Annotated in this window: 20 protein-coding genes, 1 tRNA gene and 1 pseudogene; 10 read left to right on the top strand and 12 right to left on the bottom strand. The window is 35.8% G+C overall.

Going from position 1 to position 23,853, the window contains the following annotated elements; all coding sequences use genetic code 11:
• Positions 1-50: 50 nt before the first annotated feature.
• Entirely contained in the window at positions 51-566 is a 516-nt protein-coding gene (locus ACJ5H0_RS05070) for a MepB family protein (protein WP_411247804.1), read from the bottom strand.
• Positions 567-1,230: 664 nt separating this feature from the next.
• On the opposite strand from ACJ5H0_RS05070, the gene ACJ5H0_RS05065 reads away from it, so the two are divergent.
• On the top strand, positions 1,231-1,566 hold the full coding sequence (locus ACJ5H0_RS05065) for a DMT family transporter (RefSeq protein WP_411247802.1): 336 nt from the start codon (positions 1,231-1,233) through the stop codon (positions 1,564-1,566).
• A 145-nt stretch (positions 1,567-1,711) separates the two neighbouring features.
• Here ACJ5H0_RS05065 and ACJ5H0_RS05060 read toward each other — a convergent pair whose 3' ends face one another.
• The 3 genes from ACJ5H0_RS05060 to ACJ5H0_RS05050 form a co-directional block, all read right to left on the bottom strand.
• Entirely contained in the window at positions 1,712-2,323 is a 612-nt protein-coding gene (locus tag ACJ5H0_RS05060) for a DapH/DapD/GlmU-related protein (RefSeq protein WP_411247799.1), read from the bottom strand.
• Positions 2,324-2,502: 179 nt separating this feature from the next.
• A complete protein-coding gene (locus tag ACJ5H0_RS05055; protein ID WP_411247797.1) occupies positions 2,503-3,078 on the bottom strand; it encodes a glycosyltransferase family 32 protein in 576 nt (191 codons plus the stop codon).
• 324 nt (positions 3,079-3,402) lie between these two features.
• Positions 3,403-4,137: a DNA-formamidopyrimidine glycosylase family protein gene (locus ACJ5H0_RS05050; protein ID WP_273648300.1), complete on the bottom strand. Its 735-nt coding sequence runs from the start codon at positions 4,135-4,137 to the stop codon at positions 3,403-3,405.
• A gap of 70 nt (positions 4,138-4,207) precedes the next feature.
• On the opposite strand from ACJ5H0_RS05050, the gene ACJ5H0_RS05045 reads away from it, so the two are divergent.
• Positions 4,208-5,563 (top strand): deoxyguanosinetriphosphate triphosphohydrolase, encoded by a 1,356-nt coding sequence (locus tag ACJ5H0_RS05045; protein WP_411248065.1) that lies wholly within the window; start codon positions 4,208-4,210, stop codon positions 5,561-5,563.
• Between the two features lie 77 nt (positions 5,564-5,640).
• Entirely contained in the window at positions 5,641-6,573 is a 933-nt protein-coding gene (locus tag ACJ5H0_RS05040) for an SPFH domain-containing protein (RefSeq protein ID WP_411247793.1), read from the top strand.
• 47 nt (positions 6,574-6,620) lie between these two features.
• Here the strand turns inward: ACJ5H0_RS05040 and ACJ5H0_RS05035 are convergent, their stop codons facing one another.
• A complete protein-coding gene (locus tag ACJ5H0_RS05035; protein WP_172278784.1) occupies positions 6,621-6,968 on the bottom strand; it encodes a DUF4377 domain-containing protein in 348 nt (115 codons plus the stop codon).
• 150 nt (positions 6,969-7,118) lie between these two features.
• Here ACJ5H0_RS05035 and ACJ5H0_RS05030 point away from each other — a divergent pair, with 150 nt between their 5' ends.
• Positions 7,119-9,140, top strand: coding sequence for a hypothetical protein (locus ACJ5H0_RS05030; RefSeq protein ID WP_411247789.1), 2,022 nt, complete (start codon positions 7,119-7,121; stop codon positions 9,138-9,140).
• 104 nt (positions 9,141-9,244) lie between these two features.
• Here ACJ5H0_RS05030 and ACJ5H0_RS05025 read toward each other — a convergent pair whose 3' ends face one another.
• Both ACJ5H0_RS05025 and ACJ5H0_RS05020 read right to left on the bottom strand, forming a co-directional pair.
• Entirely contained in the window at positions 9,245-9,559 is a 315-nt protein-coding gene (locus ACJ5H0_RS05025; RefSeq protein WP_411247787.1) for an Mpo1-like protein, read from the bottom strand.
• 274 nt (positions 9,560-9,833) lie between these two features.
• Positions 9,834-11,517 (bottom strand): annotated as a pseudogene (locus tag ACJ5H0_RS05020) (APC family permease).
• A gap of 211 nt (positions 11,518-11,728) precedes the next feature.
• Between ACJ5H0_RS05020 and ACJ5H0_RS05015 the strand changes: the two are divergent.
• From ACJ5H0_RS05015 to ACJ5H0_RS05000, 4 genes are all read left to right on the top strand, one after another.
• Positions 11,729-14,659, top strand: coding sequence for a tetratricopeptide repeat protein (locus tag ACJ5H0_RS05015; RefSeq protein WP_411247785.1), 2,931 nt, complete (start codon positions 11,729-11,731; stop codon positions 14,657-14,659).
• Positions 14,660-15,042: 383 nt separating this feature from the next.
• On the top strand, positions 15,043-16,500 hold the full coding sequence (locus ACJ5H0_RS05010; protein WP_411247782.1) for a TonB-dependent receptor: 1,458 nt from the start codon (positions 15,043-15,045) through the stop codon (positions 16,498-16,500).
• A 71-nt stretch (positions 16,501-16,571) separates the two neighbouring features.
• Positions 16,572-16,643, top strand: a tRNA-Arg gene (locus ACJ5H0_RS05005).
• A gap of 565 nt (positions 16,644-17,208) precedes the next feature.
• Entirely contained in the window at positions 17,209-18,213 is a 1,005-nt protein-coding gene (locus tag ACJ5H0_RS05000; protein ID WP_411247779.1) for an SDR family oxidoreductase, read from the top strand.
• Positions 18,214-18,525: 312 nt separating this feature from the next.
• On the opposite strand, the gene ACJ5H0_RS04995 is transcribed toward ACJ5H0_RS05000, so the two are convergent.
• Positions 18,526-18,786, bottom strand: coding sequence for a hypothetical protein (locus ACJ5H0_RS04995; protein ID WP_411247776.1), 261 nt, complete (start codon positions 18,784-18,786; stop codon positions 18,526-18,528).
• Positions 18,787-18,870: 84 nt separating this feature from the next.
• Here ACJ5H0_RS04995 and ACJ5H0_RS04990 point away from each other — a divergent pair, with 84 nt between their 5' ends.
• Complete coding sequence (locus ACJ5H0_RS04990; protein ID WP_411247774.1) at positions 18,871-19,203, top strand: winged helix-turn-helix transcriptional regulator; 333 nt, start codon at positions 18,871-18,873, stop codon at positions 19,201-19,203.
• A 140-nt stretch (positions 19,204-19,343) separates the two neighbouring features.
• Here ACJ5H0_RS04990 and ACJ5H0_RS04985 read toward each other — a convergent pair whose 3' ends face one another.
• The 4 genes from ACJ5H0_RS04985 to ACJ5H0_RS04970 all read right to left on the bottom strand — a co-directional run bounded on the left by ACJ5H0_RS04985 (position 19,344) and on the right by ACJ5H0_RS04970 (position 22,060).
• Complete coding sequence (locus ACJ5H0_RS04985) at positions 19,344-19,712, bottom strand: LytR/AlgR family response regulator transcription factor (RefSeq protein WP_411247771.1); 369 nt, start codon at positions 19,710-19,712, stop codon at positions 19,344-19,346.
• 373 nt (positions 19,713-20,085) lie between these two features.
• A complete protein-coding gene (locus tag ACJ5H0_RS04980) occupies positions 20,086-20,943 on the bottom strand; it encodes a T9SS type A sorting domain-containing protein (protein WP_411247768.1) in 858 nt (285 codons plus the stop codon).
• Positions 20,944-20,998: 55 nt separating this feature from the next.
• The gene (locus ACJ5H0_RS04975) at positions 20,999-21,457 is read right to left on the bottom strand and encodes a hypothetical protein (protein ID WP_411247765.1); all 459 of its coding nucleotides are present in this window, start codon (positions 21,455-21,457) and stop codon (positions 20,999-21,001) included.
• 243 nt (positions 21,458-21,700) lie between these two features.
• Entirely contained in the window at positions 21,701-22,060 is a 360-nt protein-coding gene (locus ACJ5H0_RS04970; protein WP_345987916.1) for a prevent-host-death protein, read from the bottom strand.
• Positions 22,061-22,432: 372 nt separating this feature from the next.
• On the opposite strand from ACJ5H0_RS04970, the gene gndA reads away from it, so the two are divergent.
• The gene (gene gndA, locus ACJ5H0_RS04965; RefSeq protein ID WP_411247762.1) at positions 22,433-23,851 is read left to right on the top strand and encodes an NADP-dependent phosphogluconate dehydrogenase; all 1,419 of its coding nucleotides are present in this window, start codon (positions 22,433-22,435) and stop codon (positions 23,849-23,851) included.
• Positions 23,852-23,853: the final 2 nt, after the last annotated feature.

Here is a 23,853-nt window from a genome sequence, read left to right as displayed (position 1 = left end):
ATTTAAAGATGGGTTTTACCAAAATATACTGAAGTGCAAAGATAAATATTTCAAAGTGTATTAAGCGCGATGTGAAACAGATAAAATTTCCCGAATTCTTTCCATATGGTCAGTTTCTGAGAAGTCAATGAAAATTTTTCCTGCCAGCTTTTTGTTTTTGCAGCCTGTTTGTTGACCGGGATGTCCCAGTTCGGATATATTCTGAATCCGCGTTTTCCTTCTTTGGCGGAGGATGTTATTATATGTTGTCTTGCAAGAATTTGTTTTGGAAAAAAGAAAAAACCGGCCTTGTCTTGGAGTTCTGTGTAAATCATGTAAAAATCAAAAGGATCTGAAATGGTAAAAGGTCCGGTTTGTTGGGTCTGTTGATTTCTTTTCCATAGCGTAACAAACTGGCCGTTTTTTATCGGAGTTGTCTTAGCCTTTCTGAATTTGATATGATATTGATTAAGTCGGAAGTTATACCCTAGGTATTCTTCGCTTTCTGAATCGGGGTGTAAATGTGAAATTGTTAGATTCAGTTGAGTGAAAACTGATTTCTCTATAAAGGTAAGTTCTTGAATCATTGGGTTTATGTTTGGGGCTCTTTTACTCTTACTGAGTAAAAGAGCGGCGATCTGACAGAATCAGATGGCAAACATAAACAATACAATTAATAAATAGTGTAAAACTGAATGCAGTATAACTCTTTTATTAATTTCTTTCTCTTCTAACTGTTGTAAAATAAGAAGCGAATACTACTATACATGTTGCGATAAAAGCGTAGGTTACCATTTTTGTTTTTTTAAAATTTTAATTATACTTTCTTTGCTAATTTTCTAATTGCAATATTACAGCTTTCAAATGACATGCCAAATAGAATAATTGTGATGTTTATCAGGTATTTAGGTGTTAGCTTGGTGTTGCTTTTGTTATTATTTGTTTACATTAATTTAATATATTTTTGAAAAAATATGTGTATTATTATTATGTTATTCGTAAAAATTATTAATTTGATAAAAGATTTCCGTTCTGTATTTAAAGATTGATAAAAGGAATGCAGTGCATATTATCGGAAAACCGAAAAAGAGATAAGCCACTTTAAAGTGATAAATTAAAAATTAAATATTAATAAAATTTATTTTTCAAATTGTATAGAAAATAGATCATTACGAAGATTTAATAATGGACAAAAATTGAACTGAATTAAGACTGTCACTTTTGCTATTTTTGTGACTAAAAGATTTTTTAATGGGACGCAGTTATCTCTTTCTTATCCTTGCCATTGTTTTTGAAATTATTGCCACAACGTTTTTAAAGAAATCCGAGGAGTTTTCGAAGCTTATACCCTCTATTGTTACTATTGCAGGGTATTCGGCGGCTTTTTATTTTCTGAGTCTTACACTGCGTCATGTTCCGATAGGAATTACGTATGCGATCTGGTCAGGTGTTGGAATTATATGCATTACCATCATTGGAATGGTAGTATTTAAGCAGGTTCCTGATTTGCCTGCTATTATTGGTATTGCCTTGATCGTAATAGGAGTAATTGTGATTAACCTTTTTTCTAAAATGGGGACACACTAGCAGAATGGGTTACTGTTAAGTCATAGGTATTTCAATAAACCATTTACATAGGGTTATGTAATTTCGCTTTTGCAGATTATAAAGTTTCTTTTATTTGCAATGATTTGGGTAGTGAAAGAAAGACTAAGAAGAAAAGAATTAATTTTTACTGATCAGCCTTTACCTGTTCGATAAGTTCCAGCCTTCTGACAATACTCTCTTTAGGTAATATAGTTCCAGGAGATAATACGGCATTCGCTCCGATCCGTGAATCATCACCTACGAGAGAGCCCAACTTATAAGTCTGGGTTCTGATGATCTCATTATTAAAAAGAACCGAAATCTCTTTATCTTTTCTTTCATTATAATGATTTGCACAGATGGAACCTGCTTCAAAATTAATCCGGTTTCCGATAATGCTGTTTCCTATATAATTAAAATGAGCAATGGCAGTATCATTATATATGATGCTTTGTTTGATTTCACATCCGGGACCGATTTTGGAATTTTTTCCTACAAAAACAGGACCTCTGAGATATGCATTGGCACCAACAAAAGAGTTTTCTCCGATGATGATCCTGTCTTTGAAAATAACATTCTGCTCTATTGTAGCCGTTTTATGGATAGCAATATTACCCGAAATTTCATATTCATCAGTCAGTTGATTGAATTTTTCTGCCAGAAGATCATCCAGATGGTTGATAACTTCCCAGGGAAAAAGCTGGTTGTTGGCGGTGAAATCAAAAAACTCATCAATAAAATCGTTGATATTAATCATAGGAAACTCTTTTATTTGACCGTTATTGGCGGATTACAAAATTAAAATTTATGTTTGTGATTTTAAAATGTTTCCAATGAAATGGGCACTAATTTTTTTGAAAATAGAATACCGTTGATAATTAAATGATAAATTCCATCAAAGTAGGGATAACAAGAAGCAATGTTACGTGATTTTGTTTAATAATATCCTGGGTTGTCTGTTTTTTCTTCCAGTGTTCTGCTTTTTTTTTCATACAGGAAGAATTTTCCCAGCTTATATTTGAATTGTAGATAACCTCTGAACTCAATTCCCGGAAATAATCTATAGGAGATATTTGAATTTTCTTTCAAACTCTGGCTGATTGCTTCGCTATAAACCGTTGGGCCAGTAGTAGCATGGATATTGTGGGGATATCGGTGGGTTTCGATATTGTCCAGCATAAGGTCCAGAGTCTTTTTTAGAAAAGGGTGATTTTTATTGAATATAAGTGCCCATTGAACAAACAAGCCATCATGTCTTTCTCTGCTTATTACAGCATCATCATCATCTTTAATGAGATCCCTTAAAGGTCTTGTGATGGCACTGTCTACATCAAGATAGATTCCTCCTTTTTTATATAAAACAGCATATCTGAAAAAATCAGCTTTTGCCGCGCCAATGGTTAGCTTATTGTAATTTTCAATATACTGGGGAGGAAATTCCTCCGTGATGAATTTTTGGATATCGTTATCATCATAGAAATGATATTGGTATTCCGGATTTTTTCTCTTCATTCGCCAAATATGCCATTGAGTAATTAAAGGTAATTTTTTAGACTTGAATGTTTGAAAAATCTGTTTTGGAATGGACATAATTAAATAATTAACAAGTTTTGATAATGCACAATGGTTCACCTGACCACCATTATTTTGGCGGCAATTCAATATTTAATGTGAAAAAATTTGCTGTGTTGGGAGTTGGATAATGATTTACCCACTAAGTTAAATGAGATGTACTAAAATTTTAATTATTTAGTTTAGGACTTCGCAAATGGCAAAGGCTTTTATTTGAAGACAGAATGTCGGTTTTGTTGTAGTTTCGAAATTAAAGTTTTGGGGTTAATACAGTTTTTGATCTTTTTCGCAATAGAAGCTACGCCTCTTACCAAGACCGGTTTGCTTTTTTATAAGTTTACGTCCACACTTCGGACAGGTGCTTTTGGTGTGAACCAGCCAGTGCTTTTTCAGCACGAATTCCTTTTTCCATTGTAAAAATTCGAAACTGTAATTCCGGGCTTCATGAATAAGTTCTTTACGTTTTCTGGGAGGAAGATTTCCGATAAGGCTTTCAGGCTGAACTCCGATTCTGAAAAGAACTTCGTTTTTGATAATATTCCCGACTCCTGAAAAAATATCCTGATTCATCAAAGCATCACAAACCATCATTTGTGGATTCGCTTTTAGTTTCTTTTCTGCTTTTTTAGGATCCCATTGGTCACTCATAACATCGGCTTCCCAATCTATGGTGGACAGGAATTCTGAATCCACCATTTTTACAGAACAGGTATAAAAATACATGCTTCCCGTTTTGAAGGCTAACGCTAAACGTAAGCTTTTGTCCGGCTTTGTTTGTTCGTTAATTTCATAAGAACCGAACATCAACAAATGAATACGCACACTTACTGTATCAAAAACAAGATAGGTTTGCTTTCCGAAAGTTCTTATTTCAAGAAGAGTTTTTCCTACAAGTGGCTCTTTTTCAAATTGAGCATTTCCCCAGGCTTTGGTAACTTTTTTTCCTGTAAATCCCTGGAGATTCTCTTTCATAATGAGTATAGACGGACCTTCTGGCATAGCTTTAATTTTCTATAAAAATTCAAATAGTATTCCGTAAAAGTAAAATTTGAAGTAATTTTGAAAAATGATGAATTTAAATCAGATTTTCACCAATCAACGTACGGGAAATAATCCACATACTATAGCGTCCAGAACAGATTTTCAGAGGGATTTTGATAGAATTATCTTTTCGGCAGCCTTTAGGAGATTACAAAATAAAACACAGGTATTTCCACTTCCGGGAAGTGTCTTTGTTCATAACCGTCTCACCCATTCATTAGAAGTTTCATCAGTTGGAAGAAGTTTGGGGAGTATCATAGGAGAGTTTATTTCTGAAAGTTTCAGTCATGATCTTTCAGAAGAGTCTAAGAATTTTTATCTGCACAATTTAGGTAATGTAATAGCAGCAGCATGTTTATGTCATGATGTGGGAAATCCGGCATTCGGACATTCCGGAGAAGATGCTATTGCCAGCTACTTTGAAAGAAATGAAAAAGATCTGAAACCAAAATTTTCTGAAAAAGAATGGGCGGATCTGGTGAATTTTGAGGGAAATGCCAATGCGATCAGGGTTTTGGCTCATCAGCAGCAAGGCAAGGATGAAGGAGGAGTTCAGCTTACTCTAACTACCCTGGCAAGTATTGCCAAGTACCCTTGTGAGGCAATTGCAAGACAAAAAGGAATCATTCATCGGAAAAAATTCGGTTTTTTCCAGAATGAAAAGGAAACTTTTTTGGAAATCGCAGAAAAAACAAACCTGATCTGCGAAAGCAACGAGCCGCATATTTTTAAAAGACACCCATTTGTATGGCTTGTGGAAGCTGCAGATGATATTTGTTATAATATTATTGATATGGAGGATGCCCATCGTTTGGGGATTGTTTCTACCTCGGATTGTGAAAACCTATTCTTTGAACTGATTAAATCTGAGAATCAGGATGTCAAAAGAGTAGAACAGAAGTTGGCTTCTATTTCGAATGACAATGAAAGAATTTCTTATCTCCGGGCAAAAGTTATTAATGCCCTGATCAATAAATCAATTGAAACCTATAAAGAGAACTTTGAAGATATTCTTCGTGGGAACCTGGATAAAGCATTGCTGGATATTTATAAATCCAATAACAAAACATTGCAGGATATCGAAAGCTTCTCGATCGAAAAGATATACAACCATAAAGCTGTTGTAGAAATTGAAAACGCAGGGTATAATGTTATGTACGAATTGTTGGATCATTTCATTCCTTCCGTTTTAAAATCAAAAGAAGAAAGAAAATCATATGATAAAATGGCTTTAAAACTTCTTCCTAACCAGTTTTTATATGATAGTGGAACAGAATACCAGAAGGTATTGGGAGTGATCGATTTTGTTTCGGGAATGACCGATAATTATGCCACTGATCTCTACCGAAAGATCAAAGGAATCGACATCGGCATGACCATGTAATTATAATTGATTTTTTTGTTAAAAAAAATATAACAAAACCGTATCTTATACGACCTATCAATTAAAATTATTAAACTATGACATATTTAGGCATTATTGTTTTTATAGGGCTTGTAACCCTCTTTGCTTCTTTTTTTACGGTAAAACAGGAAACTGCAGCTATTGTAGAACGTTTAGGAAAATTCCATTCTGTGCGCCATGCGGGTTTGCAGCTTAAAATACCATATTTAGACAGGATTTCTAAAAGAATGAATCTTAGAATTCAGCAGCTGGACGTTATGATCGATACCAAGACTTTGGATAATGTTTTCGTGAAAATGAAAATTTCCGTTCAGTTTCAGGTGATCAGGACACAGGTTGCCGACGCATTTTACCGTTTGGAAAGTCCCCACGACCAGATCACCTCATACGTTTTTGATGTGGTACGCGCTGAGGTTCCTAAGTTAAAGCTGGATGATGTTTTCTTAAAGAAAGATGATATTGCAATTGCTGTAAAAGCAGAGCTCCAGGAAGCAATGCAAAGCTACGGATATGATATTATCAAAGCTCTTGTAACGGATATTGATCCGGATGAACAGGTAAAACATGCTATGAACAGGATCAACGCGGCTGAAAGAGAAAAAACAGCTGCCGAATATGAGTCCGAAGCACAAAGAATCAGGATTGTAGCTGTTGCAAAAGCAGAAGCAGAATCAAAAAAATTACAGGGTCAGGGGATTGCTGATCAAAGGAGAGAAATAGCAAAAGGTCTTGAGGAATCTGTAAGAATGCTGAACAATGTGGATATCAATTCCCATGAAGCATCTGCTCTGATTGTAGTGACGCAGCATTATGATACACTCCATTCTGTGGGGGCTAGCTGCAGAAGTAATCTTGTATTGTTACCTAATTCTCCTACAGCAGCGAGTGGAATGCTGAATGATCTTGTTGTTGCTATGACTACAGCTAATACAGTGGGAGAGGCAACCAAGGGAAAATACCCGCAACCTCCAAAAGATCATGAACATTAGAATATAAGTCAACTATACAAAAATGCCTCCCTTTAAGGAGGCATTTTTTATTTTTTAGTTTTGGAAACTTGTTGGATCAGTGTGTATTTTATAGAAGATCCGTCTGCAGGAGGATTCTCTATTTTTTCAGTCTTTACCTTCAAAACATATTCGTATCCCGGTTCATAGGTAAATCCTTCAATATTGCTATAAAAATTCGTCCAGCTTTCTGAAGCATTTTCTTTTACCTGAAGACATTTCATAGGTGCCACTCCCGTACAATCAGCAGTCTGAGGCCCAACAATAAAAGTCTTTTCATTTCCGTTGGAAACTTTTGCAGAAGTTGTACATTGTGTTAATACAGCCAAAGCTAATACAGGAAGCGCTCCTCTTACAATCGTCATCATATTTTTCATAAATCTAAATTTTAAAACTTACTGGCAATTATTGTGCCGAAAGAATGTATGCAACAGTCGTAGTTCTACTCTTGCTTTTTATGTATTTATTATTTAATTTCCGCTCTGTTAATTATTTTAACCAAAACATTTTAAATAGCAAATAATAATATGGATAATCAAATTCACATTGAAAATTACAAAATTCAAAAACCTGAGTCGTGGGCGGGAAGTGTAGACGATCAACAGCTTATTGAAAAGATAAGAGAATCGGATTTCTCTAATAAACAAATTAATGAAGGGCGGGATTATTGCTATTTTCTGGACAAGATCTATTACACGAGCAATTCGGAAAGCAATGAGTATGTGTGCATGGCTTACACCCTTAACGAACCTTCCAATCTGGAGAGGGCTTCAGTAATGGATGTAGTGGTCGAAGAAAATGAAGTTTACCATATTCATAGAATCAGTGTATTACGAGAAGGTGTTTTGATCGATAAAATACCAGATACAAAAATTAAGGTTCTGGATAGTGAAAATCAAAGCAGCGGAGGCATCTTAAGCAGTAATAAGAAGATTAATATTACAATAAAAGATCTGAGGCTTTATGATATTCTGATCCTTGAAGATTCCAGGGTAAAGGCTTTTACCGATCGGGATTTTTTAAGGAAGGAATTTTCTAAATACGTATGGGTAAGCCCTGATAATTATTGGGCTTACGGAAGTTATCAGTTCACTTTTGTTAATGAACGTGAAGAGCCGGTTGCCTATAAAAAAGTATTTTTCAGAGATGAGCAGGGAAATGTTTTAAAACCTGAAACTCATCATCTGAAGAAAGGGGAGCGTTTTGTGATCCGTGAAGAAAATTACATCAATCCTGTAGATGCCAGCCGTGAGATTTTTCCTTTCATTGATTTTGCAACAGAAAGCAACTGGAAAGATCTTTCCAATTATATTGCTCCTATATATGAAGAGATCTATAATAAGTCCTCATTAAAAGATTTTGCTCCAAAACTTGTCGAAAAACTGGATGCAATTAGTAATCAGGACGAGAAACTCCAGTTTGCCATTGAATACGTTCAGAATAATATCTATTATATATTCAATGCTGATGAAATGAATGGTCACAAGCCTCAGGAACCGTCAGTAACTTACGAGAATAAACAGGGGGACTGTAAGGCGAAATGTGTTTTGCTGAAAGTTGTTTTGGATTATATTGGAGTCGATTCATCCGTTGTTTTGGTTAATTATCATACGGATTATTATATCAAATATTATTTGCCTTCGTTGCTTTCATTCAATCATGTGGTTGTGAAAATCAATTATAAAGGAGAGGAATATTTCATAGATGCTACAATCCGTGATGAGTTCGGGATGATTGAAAACAGGGGCTTTATTTATTTTATGCACTATCTGGAAGTGAAGCGAGATCAGGAATTACAGCAGAGAAAACCATTCCGCTATCCATACTATTGTATAGATGAAAAAGTAGAGTTCAATGCAGAAAATAAGACCGGGAAATTAAAACTAACAACGGTATACAAAGGCAACAGGGCTAACGCTATGAGAAGGTATTTTAAAAATACCAATAAAAGAGAGGTGATAGACAGCTGGAATAATTTCCTGTTTTACAGCCTGAATTATTCCAATGACAGAAACGGAATGGATGTAAGGAACATTTTTAAGGACGCTTCAATAGAAATTATAAGTGATGACAAAAAGCTGAACGAATTCAAGATCGAATATCAGGCAACTGTTGAAAATCCTTATTATGTAGATCCGCAAAACAACCGGTTTTTAATGTATTTTGACCGGAATGTAATCAAAGCCAGTGCCAGGGATTTCCTCCATAAAGATTTGCCTTTCTGGCACAATTTTGATACGGAAAAATATGAGATCAATCTGTATACGGATCAGAAAATAGATACGGAGGAAAAATATACGGTTCAGGAAAGTACAATCAATAACCCTTATTTTGACTATACAAGCCGTAAGAAGATCACCAAAAACGGAGCAACTGTTTTCATCGACTATAAACCTTTGGTCAATCTTGAAATCCCGCAAGAAGAATTTGAAACATTCAGGGCTGCACATCACACAGTTGCTGATAGCAATTTCGGACTTGGAATTGATATTATCGAACCGGGACTGATGAACCAGCTGAAGTTTAGTTTTAAAAAGAGGTTTAAGTAGAGAAAGGTAATGGTTGAAAACTAAAAGTTTGAATCAGCCCGGGTTTTGCGAAGCAAAACCCGGGCTGATTATTTATTATACGTGAGATAGTGCATGAAATGCGACTATCTTGTGATAAACTTTTGTTTCCCGATCAGAAGTTCAAAAAATAAGCGGAAATCTGAAATTAATGACCATATGGGATATTTGAAAGTTGCCGGTTTATTTCTTTCAATCAATGCGTGACTGAACCAGGCAAAACCATATCCAAAAATAGGAATGTACCATAAGAACCTTTCCTTTCCTGAACTGATAACGTAAGCAATAACTAAAAATACCAGAAGGGTCCCCAGAAAATGAAAAATACGGGTTCCGGTTTTACTGTGCTCGGTAAGATAAAACTGATAAAATTCTTTGTATGTTTTTATTCTTTCAGACATGGTATAATGGTTTTTAAGTTTCCAAAAATCTAAAGCAATAAGTTCGCCAATTTTGGTGAGAAATCAAATCACTGATTTATGAATGGTGAAACTGCCTGAAGGTGATTTAATTTTAAAATTTCACAATTGAAAATACAGGAATGCTGAATAGACTTCAGGTCTGATCAATCACTGGCATTTAAGAGCAAAATAAAAGGCAAAATTGCGAAATCGCAACTTTGCCTTGTAGTATTTTTTTGCGATTTGGTCATTGAGCCTTTTCGCTTATTTGTAATTAGTCTCTGGAAGATTCCTTTCCCAGCTTACTGTTTTTATATCCGTAGCAAAAATAGATCACTAAACCTATAGCGAACCATAATCCGAACCAGAACCAGTTTTCATGGCTCATTCCAGTAAGAAGGTAAAGACATGAGCTTAACCCTATCAAAGGAATTAAGGAGAAATTTTTAACAAAAGTAAAGAAACAAAGGATCAGATTAATAATAATGAACACAAAGATTGAAGCCCTGAATTCACCTTCTTTAGGATCATTCCAATCCATGAGGTTGTGGAAGAACTGAGGCTGCCACATATAAAAACCTATTAATCCACCGATAAATATTACGGGGAATATAATTTTCCCGTTAATATAAGGAAGGTGGAATCTGCCCTTGATCTTTTCCTTTGCCGGAAGCATTAAAACTCCTGCACAAACAAGAACGAATGCAAAAATGGTCCCTATACTGGTAAAATCAAGAATGAATGTCTTGTCTGTAAAGAGGATAGGAACTCCTACGGCAATACCTGTAACAATCGTTGCAAATGATGGTGTTTTGTATTTCGGATGTACCGTTTTGAATTTTTCAGGCATCAATCCGTCGCGGCTCATCGCATACCAGATTCTTGGTTGTCCCATCTGGAAAACGAGTAATACGGTAGTAATGGCAACGATAGCAACAAAGGAAACGACAAGTTCCATCCACGCTACATTGGCATTGGATTTTTCAAAAATGAACGAAAGAGGATCGCCGATACCATCAAATTTTCTGTAATCTACCATTCCCGTCAGGACTAATGTTAAAGCAATGTAGATCACTGTACAAAGAACCAGGGAAATGATCATTCCTTTCGGTAAAGTTTTTTGAGGATCTTTTGTTTCCTCAGAAAGAACACTTAAGGCATCAAAACCAATGTAGGCAAAGAAAACTCCGGAAACAGCACTCATAACTCCTGCAAAGCCATTTGGCATAAAGGATGGAGTTTGTGTTTCAGGGCTTATCGGAGTCCAGTTATCAGTATTGATATAAGAAAACCCTACAAGGATCACTAAAACAATTACTGCCAGTTTTAAAATAACCAATGAATTATTGAAATTTTTACTTTCCTTTACTCCCACATAGCAGAGCCATGTTATAAGACCATTGATCACAAGGGCAGGAACATCAACGATGAACTTTAAGCTTCCTATTAATGGGGCAGATTTCCAGGCGTTGAGTAACTCCTTATTTTCTGAACCGTTGAGGAATGCTTTTTGGGCTTCCGTATAGCTGCAGGTAAGATAATCGGGAATATGCATACCCAGACGTCCCAGGAAACTTGTAAAATAATCGGACCATGAAAAAGCCACGTAGATATTTCCGAAAGAGTATTCCATGATCAATGCCCAACCAATGATCCATGCAATTAATTCTCCGAAACTTGCGTAAGCATATGTGTAAGCAGAACCTGCTGTAGGAATTCTACTGGCAAATTCAGCGTAACAAAGCGCTGTAAAGCCACAAGCAAAACCACAAATTAAATATAAAAGAATAACTCCGGGGCCCCCTCTGAAAACAGCTTCGCCCAAACTGCTAAAACTCCCTGCTCCAATAATGGCTGCAATACCAAAAAAAAACGATGTCCCAAACACCTAAAACTCTTAAAAGACTGGTAGATGTATCTGTTTCTGAATAGTTTTTCCTCCTGAAAAGTTGATTCATTCAATATTTATATTTGAAGTTGAAAAAAAAACAAATGTAATGATAATTATAAAAGTATGTTAAAAAATAGCTAAATTTTCTATATTTTTCCATAAACTCCCGGCCGGGATTTGCCTAAGCAATAAGTTTTCAATACTTTCGTTGATATAATAGACTAATTTTTTTATTCCATAAAGAATGAAATCAAAAAAAAATACTTTTAGCGGCTGCTGTGATCTATTTCGGAATCTCCGATGCTCAACAGTCTCAATACTTTACACAGAAAGAAAATTACAGATTCAATCTAGCTGAAAATCTTTACCAAACCAAAATATACAACGCTTCTCAATACGAATATGCCCGACAATATTTTTACAATCAAAATCTGTCGAGATCCAGGAAAGAAGCAGCCCAGTTTTTTGATAATGTGATCGGAGTTATTCTTCAGAAAAATCATGCTGAAGAAGGTTTAACGGCCTTTATCAAAGAATATCCGCATTCAGCATATTTTGCTCAGGCTAATTTACCTCTGGCGGATTATTATCTGGCTAAAAAAGATTTTGATAAAGCGCTGGAGACTTTGAAAAATGTGAATCAGTATCAGCTTTCAAAAGAAGAAAATACCCAGTATATTCTAAAATTAGGATATGCAAAATTCATGACCGGAGATTCTAAAGGAGCAATAGATGCGCTGGAAGAAGCTTATAAATCGGCTGATGAATCTCAAAAAGGGGATATTGCTTATATGCTGGGACATTTGTATTATTCAAACAGGCAGAATGATAAAGCATTCCAGTATTTTGATTCTGTAAAAGATCAGCCTAAATATTCAAAGCTGGTTCGTCCTTATTACGTTCAGATGTACTACAATGACAAGGACTATGATAAAGCAATTTCTGAAGGAAATCTTTTATTGAATGAGAATATTTCTGATTCCTATAAAGCAGAAGTTCATAAAATCATTGGGGAAAGTTATTTCATGAAGAATGATTATGCTGCTGCATATCCGCACCTGAAGGATTACCTGAGTGTTCAGCAAAGTCCTTCTGAGAACGATTTGTATGAAATGGGATTTGTAGCTGCTCAGCTGAAGAAATATGATGAAGCGGTTTCTTATTACAATCAATTGCTGAACAGCAACTCTGCATTGGCTCAAAATGCTTATTACCAGTTAGGGAATGCTTATCTGGCAGTAGATAAAAAACAGGAAGCATTGTCTGCATTCCGATCGTCTTACCAGATGAATTATGATGCAAAAGTAAAGAAGCTGGCGCATGAGCAATACGCAAAATTAAGCTACGATATCGGAAACCCTTTTGAAAGTCCTTCAGGAGTTATCCAGAGTTATATCAATGAAAACCAGAATGCAGATAATGCTTCAGAGATGAGGTCTTTGCTGGTGAAATCCTATTTGTATTCAGGGAATTACAAGGAGACATTAAATGCAATCGACAGGTTGCAAAGCTCTTCTCCGGAAATTGATAAAGTAGATCAGGAGGTTTCTTACCTGTTGGGAACAGAGGAGTTCAACAAAGGAAATTATGATGAGGCAGAAAAATATTTCTTAAGAAGCCTTGCGTTCAATATCAATAAAGAATTCAACAGCAGGGCACTTTACTGGCTGGCTCAGACTTACTATCAGAAAGGAAATTATCCATCAGCAATTGTGCGTTATGAAAAATTACTGACCGCTACCTTTCCAGAGAAGCAACAGCTGCCTTATGATCTTGGATATGCCTATTTCAAATCCAAAAAATTTGATCAGGCCCAAACCTACTTTAAACAATACCTTACCAACCCTAAACCGGAATTTAAAAATGATGCGGAACTTCGTTTGGCAGATATTCATTATGCAAATAATGAGCTGAATGATGCAATCGCTATCTATGATAAAAATGAGGATTCTACGGACTATACCTTATACCAGAAGGGGATGGCTTTAGGATTTAAAGGGGATACGCAGGCTAAAATTAATACGCTAAAATCCCTTCTGTCCAAATATCCGCAATCCGACTATTACGATGATTCTCAATATGAGATCGGAACAGCATATGCGGCACAAGATGACTTTACAAACTCTAATGATTATTTTGCAAAAGTAATTAAAACCTCTTCAGATAAAGATCTTGTTGCTAACGCATCTATTTACAGGGCACAAAATTATATTGATCAGAACCAGAACGATAAAGCGATTGCTGAGCTGAAATCACTGGGAGAACAGTATAAGAATACGGCATATGCCCAGAAAATTGTTCAGGCGGCCAAACCTGTATTTACTAAAAATGGAGATGTTGCAGGATACGAAAGTTTTGCAAAAAATATTGGGGTTAATGTAGATGCCTCGGAGATCGATGAGATCAACCTTTCTACAGGAAAACAATATTTCTCGAAAAAAGACTATAAGAATGCCATTTCTTATTATGAGAAATACCTTACACAAAATCCTACTGGAGAAGGACTTTTCCAGGCTAAATATGAACTGGGAGAAAGTTATTATCAAACGAATAATACAACAAAAGCGTTATTGGTACTGCAGGAAGTTGCTAATGTTCAGAATGATTACCAGGATGATGCACAAACCCGTTTAGCCCAGATTTATGTGTCGCAGGGGAACAGTGCAGAAGCTAAAAAATATTTAGAGAACATTAAAAACTCTTCGGATATCAATATTAAAAACTACGCGAATGTAGAATTAATGAAGATGTATGCTGAGGAGAAAAACTTCTCTCAGGCTGAAAAGCTGGCCAATGATGTTATTGCTAATACTAAAAACTCTGCTGCTGTTATTGAGACGGCAAAAGTAATCAAGGCAAGAAGCCTCATGAACTCTTCGAAAGATAAAGATGCCCAGGCAGCTTACGCTTCTCTTGAAAAATCCTCCAATACTGAGGTGGCAGCAGAAGCATTATATGCAAAAGCATTTTACCAGAACAAAGGAAAAGCATTCAAATCTTCCAACGAAACCATCTTCAAGCTGGCTAATAACTATTCTTCTGAGGAGTATTGGGGAGCTAAAGCATTGGTGCTGATGGCGAAAAATTATATTGGTTTAAAAGATAATTACCAGGCAAGTTATACTTGTGATCAGATCATTGCGAACTACAAGGACTTCCCGGAAATTGTTAATGAAGCTAAGGAAGTGAAAAAACAGATCAAAAAATAAAGAAAATGTACGGTCGTATCGACGGGTATTATTTCATTAATATATGCCGTAGATACATAAATACAAAGCAATAATGAACAAGAAAATTCAAATATTATCCATATTATTTTTAGGGGTTTCGCAGATTGCGTTTTCCCAGATCAAGGAAGAAAGGCTGATTCTTAATAAAAAAAAGAGAACCGGAAGTTAAGAAGATCGAAAAGAAAAAGACTTCAATAGAAACTATTAAGAACTATCCGCCTGAAGAGAAATCTCAGAATCCTGTACAATACAGGATTACAGATGTTCCTGCTGTTTCAGACTTTAAAACTTCCACAATTCAGGGTCAGGATGTAACGCCGAAATTTGAAGGATCTGCTCAAAATAATTATCTGCAATTTGGGATGGGGAATTTCGGAAAGATATTAGGAGATGCCAATATTTCCAAAACCCTTGATAATAAGTTTGAAGTAGGGGCTGATGTGCATTTTCTGTCAACATTGGGACTGAAAAGAGAATATGCATGGGATTCCAAACAGAGTTCTGCCACTATAGGGGCTTTCTTAAACTCCTATGGAGAAAAAGGAAAATTCAATTTGAACGCCCAATATGGATTGGATAACAACAGGTATTACGGAATCTATGCTCTGGAACCTGCAGCAGATGTGGATCTGACGCAGAGGGTAAACCAATTTAAAGTGAACGGATACTATGATTTCTATTCAAATGAGATCTTAAATGATGTAAGGGTTAAATCCTCTTTTTTAAAGGATCATTTTGACGCTCAGGAAAACCAGGCATCCGTTTTGGTAAATTTATCAAAACATGGTGTAGAATTGTCTAAAAATGACATTCTCATGAATGCTGATTTGGGAGTAGGATTGGAAACCGTTAAAACCGATTTCGAAATCAGGGATAAAAATTCATCCAATTATTTCAACGCTACTTTAGATCCGAAAGTTACTTTCACTAAGGGAGAGTCTTATTTAATGGTGGGTTCTTCATTTGCATTTCTGAATGGTAAAAATTCAAGTGCCATTATGGAGCAGGTTAAAAACAATAAAAGCTACTGGTTTCCAAAAGCTGAATTCCAGGTGGCTGCTTCAAAAGAATTCAAATTCTATGGAGGGGTAGACGGAGGTTTAAAACTAAATACCTACAGTGACCTTCTGCAGCAAAATCCATTTATTCTTTCCGATCAGATGTTGAAACCTACAGAAACCAAATATCATTTTTATGCTGGTTTAAGAGGGGATATTGATGAAACAATCAAGTATGATTTCTCAGCTGGTTTTGGAAAAATGAGAGATATCCTTTTCTTTAAGGCTAATGATCTTTTCAATAATGATTTTACATTAAACCGTTCTGCATATAATTTTGCGAATACATTCTCTGCTATTTACGATGACGGTAATGTAAGTGATATCAAAGGAAGCATTCAGTATTTTCCTCTGGCAAATCTTGTTTTAGATGCTGAATTGAGATTCACAAAGTATAATTTGAAGAATTACGATAATATTTATAACGTTCCTTTATTTAATGCCAGCATTGGTGCGAAATATTCAATGCTTGATAAAAAGTTATTGCTAGGGTTCAAGGGAATTTTTGCAAGTGACAGAACGACAAACTCTTACTCTATCGAGGGAGTGGCAAATCCTGCTATGATGTATCAGTCTACAGAGAACACTAATGATAAAGTTGGTGGTTATGCAGATTTAAATCTTTCCGCAGAGTATAAATTTCACAAAAATTTCAGTATTTTTGCAACCGGAAATAATCTTCTGAACTCAAACTACCAAACCTACAAAGGATATAAAGTATTGGGAGCCCAGATTTTGGGTGGTGTAAAGATTACTTTCTAGTAGTACTTTAAAGAATAGGAGTAAGAAGGTTTAATTCCTTCTGATCTTGTTACTTCAATCTATTACGGATCGGCTGCATAGTTTAATGGATAGAACTTCGGATTTCGGCTCCGACAGTGAGGGTTCGAATCCTTCTGCGGTCACAAAAAAAAGGCAACTATTTGATAGTTGTCTTTTTTTTTTAAATGTAAAATCTCTTTATCAACTCTTATGTTTAATCTGTTGTGTTTGATATTTTAGTCTATTTAAAATAAACATTCTGGAAGTGCTACAAATACTGTAGATAAAGTTTGCATAATACTCAATAATGGCTCTGCTCAACTTGCAGCCAACAAAATCTTATGTTATAATTTTTTTCCATCATATTTTAGTTTTTTGTGGTTATATGGTATTCTTTGGACAGTCTATCATAAGGGATATTTTAATAACAATTAATCATCATTCCTTCGAACAATAATTGAATTATGATCTGTGTCATAAACTTTTGTTGAGCAGTCTATTACCTTTACACTTATACTCACTAAATAATTGTAATAAGATTATAATTATTAAACCGAATCAATTACAATCTTTTATCACTGAATATAATAGAGTATATGGCAATTGAGCAATCAGTAACATGTTCAATAATTCGCACTTAATATTGGCGTGTCCTGCTGCTTATTTTCAAATCATAAATTCTTTAAACACCAAATAAATCATATTGATATGGAAAGTAAAATAACAAGGAGAGATGCTATCGGAAAAATAGCTGCAACTGTTGCAGTGGCAGCCGTTGCTCCCGGTGCTTTAGCGCAGTCACAAAGCACTACTACAAGAAAAACGAATGCGAAGGAGCTTACGGATCCCCGGAACAAATATCCCAAGCCGCCTTTTAATAAGCAATCGCAACCTTTTCCTGGATTGGCAAACAAAATGACACCGGTACCCGATCATGGAGAGAAGAGCTACGTAGGTTCTGGAAGATTAGAAGGAAGAAAAGCACTGATCACCGGCGGTGATTCAGGCATTGGTCGGGCTGCAGCTATTGCTTATGCAAGAGAAGGAGCGGATGTAGCAATTAATTATCTGCCTGCAGAAGAGGAAGACGCAAAGCAGGTGATTGAGCTTATTAAAAAGGAGGGTCGTAAAGGTATTGCCATCCCCGGGGATATTCGCAGTGAAGCCTTTTGCAAGCAATTGGTTACCCAGGCTGTACAGCAACTCGGAGGTTTGGATATTCTGATCAATAATGCAGGTCATCAGAAAGCCAACGAATCTATACTCGATCTTAGCTCCGAAGACTTCGACTGGACGATGAAAACCAATATCTACGCACCTTTTTGGATCACAAAGGCAGCTCTGCCTCATATGAAACCAGGCTCTTCTATCATTGGTCTATCGTCTATTCAGGCTTATGATCCATCCGCTGATCTTTATGATTATGCACAAACCAAGGCAGCAACGACCAATTATGTGAAATCTCTTGCCAAGCAACTGGGCCCGAAAGGGATAAGGGTCAATGGCGTTGCGCCCGGACCTGTTTGGACACCTTTGCAGGTAAGCGGAGGGCAGACACAGGAAAATCTGGAAAAATTCGGTGGTGATACACCGCTCGGAAGGCCGGGGCAGCCTGCAGAACTCGCTTCTATATTTGTTCAATTAGCAGCTGATGACGCCAGTTTTGCAACTGGACAGATTTACGGAGCAGCCGGAGGTAAAGGACAGCCATAATCTTAACAACAATTAGAACATGGATTCGTTACGGAAAAAACATTTTACCATAATAATATTATGGTATTTCTTTATTTCCTTTCTAAAAGAAGTGCTTTTCAGGACGGTCAATTATTAAAAGAGTATGAAATTTTGTAATTACCACTTTATATTTATATAGAGCTCAAGGCGGCGATATAGGTTCGGGCATAAGCACCTGGCTGTCCTTAAAATACCCTCTCATATGATTGGTTTGCATCTTAATTACATTTCAGGTTCTTATAAACCCTATATAGCTGATGGTGAACAGCTTTCTGAAGAAGTATTAGCGTTTCAGAAAATCGCAGCGGAATGGACTGCAAAAGAAGGAGCATATGCTAATACTATGATTTCTATTCCATCAAAAAGTTCACGAACATCTTGGGGGAAGTTCAGGAAATTTTCAAAGGTTTTTAATCCTATGACAAGGTTTCCGGCTTGTTTTGCATACTCCAGGTAAAATTCCATTGCTTCCGGTGGTAATTGATGATGGGGATTGTCTGATAATAAGACCTTTCCGTTAGCTGAAATATTGGCGATTAGTGTTACTTTCATTGCGAATGATTTTATTTTACAAACAAAAGTATTGGATATTTGCTTTATATTTACTATTCATTTCCTCTAGGAAAGTCACTATTTATGATCGAAAAAAAAGATATTGATAAGGAAAAAGTACTGGCTATAAAAGATGCCCTTGAACTATTGAGCGGCAAATGGAAGTTTTGTATTTTGCATAATTTATATCATTATAAAGTGATGAGATTCACAGATTTGCTGGAGAAGTCTGTTGGAATAACGCCAAAAGTTCTATCCAAAGAGTTAAAGGAGCTTGAAGACAATTTGCTGATTAGCCGGACTGTGAATAATACGAAACCGGTTACCGTTTCTTATACACCCACTCAATATATGGAGGAGATTCATCCGGTCATTGATGCCTTGCTTAATTTTGGTCTGAAACATAGGCAAAAATAAAAGAAAAGTGATCAGAACAAACAAATAGATTTAAATAAGCCTTGTATGTATAACTAGGATTATTATAATAGCTATTAAGGAATGATTTCAAATCGGTAAGTATTGGTTTCAATGATTATTGCAGAATTTTCTATGAGGTGTTATTTCCCCAACATCTTTTTTGTTACAAATTCTTTGAAGAAATAATCTCTGTATATATTTCCAATGGGGATTTCATTCTCCTTAATGTAAATGGTATTATTGTCTAGAGAATTTATATGCATGGAATTAACGATATAGGATTTGCTCACTCTTACAAAGATATTCCTTGGCAGCTGATCATGAATTGTTTTAATATTCATTGCTGTAATAATTTTTTGTTTTTCCGTATGCAAAATCACATAATCTTTTAGCCCCTGGATGAAAAGAATATCTTTAAAATAAAGTTTAAACATTCTCCGTTCTGCCCGGACCAATAAATAATAATTTGTACTGGGTTCTATATCGGAAAAACTTTGATCTATTTTCATTAATTTGGAGTAGCTTTTTGACTTTTATACTGCTTTTTGAAAACGTTCCAACCTGAGATTTTATCAATATTAAATTAATTGCAGTTTCCAAAAGGTATTATGCTTATTTCAGAAAAATACTGAATGCTTCCGGCTCAGAAAGCGGTCCGTTTTCTACGATTCCTACAGCTGTTAACGGAAGTATTATTAATCAGACTAACTCTTCTAATGCTCCATTGGGCTACTTTAGATTATCAGAAGTGGATACCAAAGATTATACTATTCAATAGTGGGTTAGGATAAAATTTTTGCTAATAATATTTAAAAGTTGACGTTTGTAATCATAACAAAAGGCCTCTTAAGAGGCCCTTTTTATATCTAAATAACATTGATTTTATTCTTTCATCACTTTTTGCGATAAGGAAGTGCCGTCTGCAAATTGGATATTCAGCATATAGACTCCTTTTGTCAGTGCTGAGACACTGATCTTTTGGGATGAGGTGGTTAGAATGATCCTCCCTGCCATATCAAATAAAGTACATAATTTGATCTTTTTCTCTGTTTTTATATTGAGCTCGCCTTTTACAGGATTTGGATATATGCCGGAATTTTGAATTGAGGTTTCTTTGATACTCAGTTCTCCTGCATCGTAATACCTGGCAAAAACACCATTAGATGCCGATAAACTGTATCCTACAATTATTTTTTTATTGTCCGGGCTAATAACAAGATCAACATTATAGTTAACCCCTCCTGCTGAGAACCCCGGTGTACCTATAGTTACCCAATTGTTGTTATCGAATTTTTTAACGGTAGTTTTCATATTGTTAGTACCGTCTGCATAAGCTATGTAAGGTATGCCATCCGATGCTATGGCAAGGTTGGTAAAAATGGCTGTGCCTGCAGAAAATTGTGCCGGACCTACTGTTTCCCAACTGGTACCGTTAAATTTCATAACAGTTGTTTTTTCACTGTCATTGAAATCTGAATAGCCAATATAAGGAGTACCATTAGGTGCGATTACAAGACTTACATACATGGCACTGAAATCTACCGAGAATCCGGATGTTCCTACCGTCTCCCAACTGGTACCATTAAATTTTTTCACGGTTGCTTTGCCTCCGCTAACAATGTCTCTGTACCCTGCATATAGAGTTCCATTCTGTGCTACAGCAAGATTGACATATTGGGCATCTCCAGCTGAAAAGCCTAATGTTCCCACTGTTTCCCAAATCGTTCCGTTAAACTTCATTACAGTAGCTTTTTTATTGTTATTATTATCTGAATATCCTACGTATGGTGTTCCATCAGGGGCAATAACTAAACTGATAAAAATGGGACCACTGCTCGTAAATCCTTGTATTCCTACTGTTTCCCAGCTGATACCATTGAATTTTTTTTACCGTCAATTTACTACCATTCGCATAATCCTGATAGGCAATATACGGAGTGCCATCCGGGGCTGTAGTGAGATCTATCTGAGATATAATGCCATCCGAAAATCCTTCTGTTCCTACGGTTTCCCAATTGGTACCATTAAACTTCTTTACAGTGGCTTTACTATTGTTCACATAATCTCTGTATCCAAAATATAGGGTACCATTTGGTGCCATCGTAAGGCTGGTAACGTCAGAAGTTCCGAACGAAGGTTGGCTGGAGTCATCGGGACCCAGGGGCTGCCAGGTATTATTTTGACCGAATAAAAAAATAGAAAGGGAGAATAAATAAAGAAAGATAATCTGTCTAAAGAATAATTGTTGTTTCATTTTAGTTAAAAGTTTGCTTTAAATATACATAAAAAGCGGTATAGAAAATTAAAATGAAATAGCAAGTCTTCATCATTCCACAGCATATAAGGCTAGCTTTTCCCTTGATGAATACGTAAAGGAATAGTTGTCCGACAATTCAGTATTGCCTGAGCCTAATAAATCCGATAGGTATAACCATAGGAATACCTCTTACAGATTTAGAATAATGTGCAATAAAAATTATTGTAAGAATACAAAAAATTAGTTGAGATCGTAATTTGCAATTACCAGACTAAGGATAAAGTGAACGTAATCCTGTTCAGCATCTTTTCTGTTGATCAGTTTATTTTTATATTCATAAGAATTTAGTTTCTGAGATAACTTCTGATAATCATCAAAAGTATCTCCCTTGATTTTTACCCTCATATTCCCATCTCTTTTCTGGATGATATTATCATCCAAAGTTCTCACCTTGAATAAAACTTCACACAATTTCGGCCGAGCATTCATTGATCCAGCATACCTCTCAACTATATTGATCTTAAAAGAATCAAACATAATTGTATTAAAAACAATGTTAGAGTTAGGCTCCTGCGTATTAAGCGCAAGTTTGTAGTTCATGAATTTAAATTTTGGCAAATATATGATTTAATTACACAAAATAGCATTCATTTTTCAATAGATTATTTTCATAATTATCAGGTCCTAGTCAAGCAGGAGAGGAGAAATGCGAAATAATTTTATATTTATTCACGTTATACTGAAATAAATATACTGTTATTCAATAGTAGGGATCGTATATCTGTAAAATTTCGAATAAAGGTGAATTTTTTTCCTTTTTAAAAATCGGAAGATTATCCGTAAAAACTTGTTTTAAACTATCTTCTTATAAATGAGGAAGATGAAAAAAGTCAGGGAATTTTTCTATTCTTTTATTTTTTTTCCTCATAGGCTTTGCGTAAATTTATTCTTTGTATAATAAATACCAATACAATGGAAGGATATAGTTATGGGATGGTCGGCCTTGGTGTAATGGGGAGAAATCTTCTTTACAATATTGCTGATAACGGTTTTTCAATCGCAGGATTTGACCTTGATGTAGCGAAAGTAAAAGAATTAGAGGCTGAGGCCACTTCAGAAATGAAAATAAAAGGGATAAGTTCTCTGGAAGATTTTGTTTCCGCATTGGAAAGTCCGAGGAAAATTATTCTTATGGTGCCGGCGGGCAAGCCTGTAGATGCAGTTCTTGAAAGCCTGACTCCGCTTTTAAGTAAAGGCGATATCGTTATTGATGCAGGAAATTCTTATTTTGAAGATACCAACAGACGTATTGCCGATTTGGCCTCAAAAAATCTGCATTTTATGGGGATGGGGGTTTCCGGCGGTGAAAAAGGTGCACGATTTGGACCGAGTATAATGCCAGGAGGAGATTTGGAAGCATTTCGTCTTCTTCAGCCTATGTTGGAGGCCATTTCTGCAAAAGTGGATAATGAAGCCTGTACCGCATATATGGGGAAAGGATCAGCAGGAAATTATGTGAAAATGGTTCATAATGGGATTGAATATGCCATTATGCAACTGATCAGTGAGGCCTATGACCTGCTAAAAAGAGGAGCTAAGCTTAACAATGATGAGCTATATCAGGTTTTTAAAGAGTGGAATAGCGGCGAGATGAACTCATTTTTAATAGAGATCACCCGGGATATTTTTCAACAGAAAGATTCTTTAACCGATGGATACCTGTTGGATCAGATTTTAGATAAAGCAGGGGCAAAAGGAACAGGAAAATGGACTTCTGAGCAAGCCATGGAAATCGGAGTTTCCATTCCGACGATTGATATTGCTGTTACTTCAAGAATATTATCAGCATATAAAGAAGAGAGGGTTTGCGCTTCTAAACTGTATTCAGACCGCGAAATAACAAATCCGGAAGATACTAAAGCATTTATTAAAGAAGTAGGAGATGCACTTTATCTGGCTACCCTGATCAGTTATGCGCAGGGACTGGCTTTACTGGTTAAAGCATCTGAGGAATATGGTTTTGAAATTCCGTTAAAAGATGTTGTAAAAATCTGGAGAGGAGGTTGTATTATTCGTTCCGTGCTGTTAGAGAAATTTTATCTGGCGTACACCCAAGACCCTCATTTATCCAATATCTTACTTGATAAGGATATTTCAGTTATTGTTAAAGAAAAAATAAGCTCATTAAGAAAAACAGCGGCTTATGCTGCCTCTAATGGAATTCCAAGCTTAGGGCTGCAGACTGCTTTAGGTTATTTTGATGCCTATACCACAGCATCTCTTCCTGTAAATCTTATCCAGGCTCAGCGTGATTACTTTGGAGCACATACCTATCAGCGAACCGACAGAGAAGGAGTTTTTCATACTTCTTGGCAAAGTCTAAATCAATAAAT

The organism is Chryseobacterium proteolyticum (assembly GCF_046591535.1).
Taxonomy (GTDB): Bacteria; Bacteroidota; Bacteroidia; order Flavobacteriales; family Weeksellaceae; genus Chryseobacterium; species Chryseobacterium proteolyticum.
Note: the sequence above shows the minus strand (reverse complement) of the source record. Positions and strands in the feature narration are given on the sequence as shown.

Excerpts from the sequence above, each read along its gene's own strand:
- ACJ5H0_RS04995 (WP_411247776.1), bottom strand. The coding sequence starts at position 18,786 with ATGAAAGTAACACTAATCGCCAATATTTCAGCTAACGGAAAGGTCTTA.
- ACJ5H0_RS05025 (WP_411247787.1), bottom strand. The coding sequence starts at position 9,559 with ATGTCTGAAAGAATAAAAACATACAAAGAATTTTATCAGTTTTATCTT.
- ACJ5H0_RS05035 (WP_172278784.1), bottom strand. The coding sequence starts at position 6,968 with ATGAAAAATATGATGACGATTGTAAGAGGAGCGCTTCCTGTATTAGCT.
- ACJ5H0_RS05045 (WP_411248065.1), top strand. The coding sequence starts at position 4,208 with ATGAATTTAAATCAGATTTTCACCAATCAACGTACGGGAAATAATCCA.
- ACJ5H0_RS04980 (WP_411247768.1), bottom strand. The coding sequence starts at position 20,943 with ATGAAGTTTAACGGAACGATTTGGGAAACAGTGGGAACATTAGGCTTT.
- ACJ5H0_RS04970 (WP_345987916.1), bottom strand. The coding sequence starts at position 22,060 with ATGAACTACAAACTTGCGCTTAATACGCAGGAGCCTAACTCTAACATT.
- ACJ5H0_RS05030 (WP_411247789.1), top strand. The coding sequence starts at position 7,119 with ATGGATAATCAAATTCACATTGAAAATTACAAAATTCAAAAACCTGAG.
- ACJ5H0_RS04985 (WP_411247771.1), bottom strand. The coding sequence starts at position 19,712 with ATGAAAATAGATCAAAGTTTTTCCGATATAGAACCCAGTACAAATTAT.
- ACJ5H0_RS05050 (WP_273648300.1), bottom strand. The coding sequence starts at position 4,137 with ATGCCAGAAGGTCCGTCTATACTCATTATGAAAGAGAATCTCCAGGGA.
- ACJ5H0_RS04990 (WP_411247774.1), top strand. The coding sequence starts at position 18,871 with ATGATCGAAAAAAAAGATATTGATAAGGAAAAAGTACTGGCTATAAAA.
- ACJ5H0_RS05010 (WP_411247782.1), top strand. The coding sequence starts at position 15,043 with ATGGGGAATTTCGGAAAGATATTAGGAGATGCCAATATTTCCAAAACC.
- ACJ5H0_RS05000 (WP_411247779.1), top strand. The coding sequence starts at position 17,209 with ATGGAAAGTAAAATAACAAGGAGAGATGCTATCGGAAAAATAGCTGCA.
- ACJ5H0_RS05055 (WP_411247797.1), bottom strand. The coding sequence starts at position 3,078 with ATGAAGAGAAAAAATCCGGAATACCAATATCATTTCTATGATGATAAC.
- ACJ5H0_RS05060 (WP_411247799.1), bottom strand. The coding sequence starts at position 2,323 with ATGATTAATATCAACGATTTTATTGATGAGTTTTTTGATTTCACCGCC.
- ACJ5H0_RS05065 (WP_411247802.1), top strand. The coding sequence starts at position 1,231 with ATGGGACGCAGTTATCTCTTTCTTATCCTTGCCATTGTTTTTGAAATT.
- ACJ5H0_RS05070 (WP_411247804.1), bottom strand. The coding sequence starts at position 566 with ATGATTCAAGAACTTACCTTTATAGAGAAATCAGTTTTCACTCAACTG.
- ACJ5H0_RS05040 (WP_411247793.1), top strand. The coding sequence starts at position 5,641 with ATGACATATTTAGGCATTATTGTTTTTATAGGGCTTGTAACCCTCTTT.
- ACJ5H0_RS04975 (WP_411247765.1), bottom strand. The coding sequence starts at position 21,457 with ATGAAACAACAATTATTCTTTAGACAGATTATCTTTCTTTATTTATTC.
- gndA (WP_411247762.1), top strand. The coding sequence starts at position 22,433 with ATGGAAGGATATAGTTATGGGATGGTCGGCCTTGGTGTAATGGGGAGA.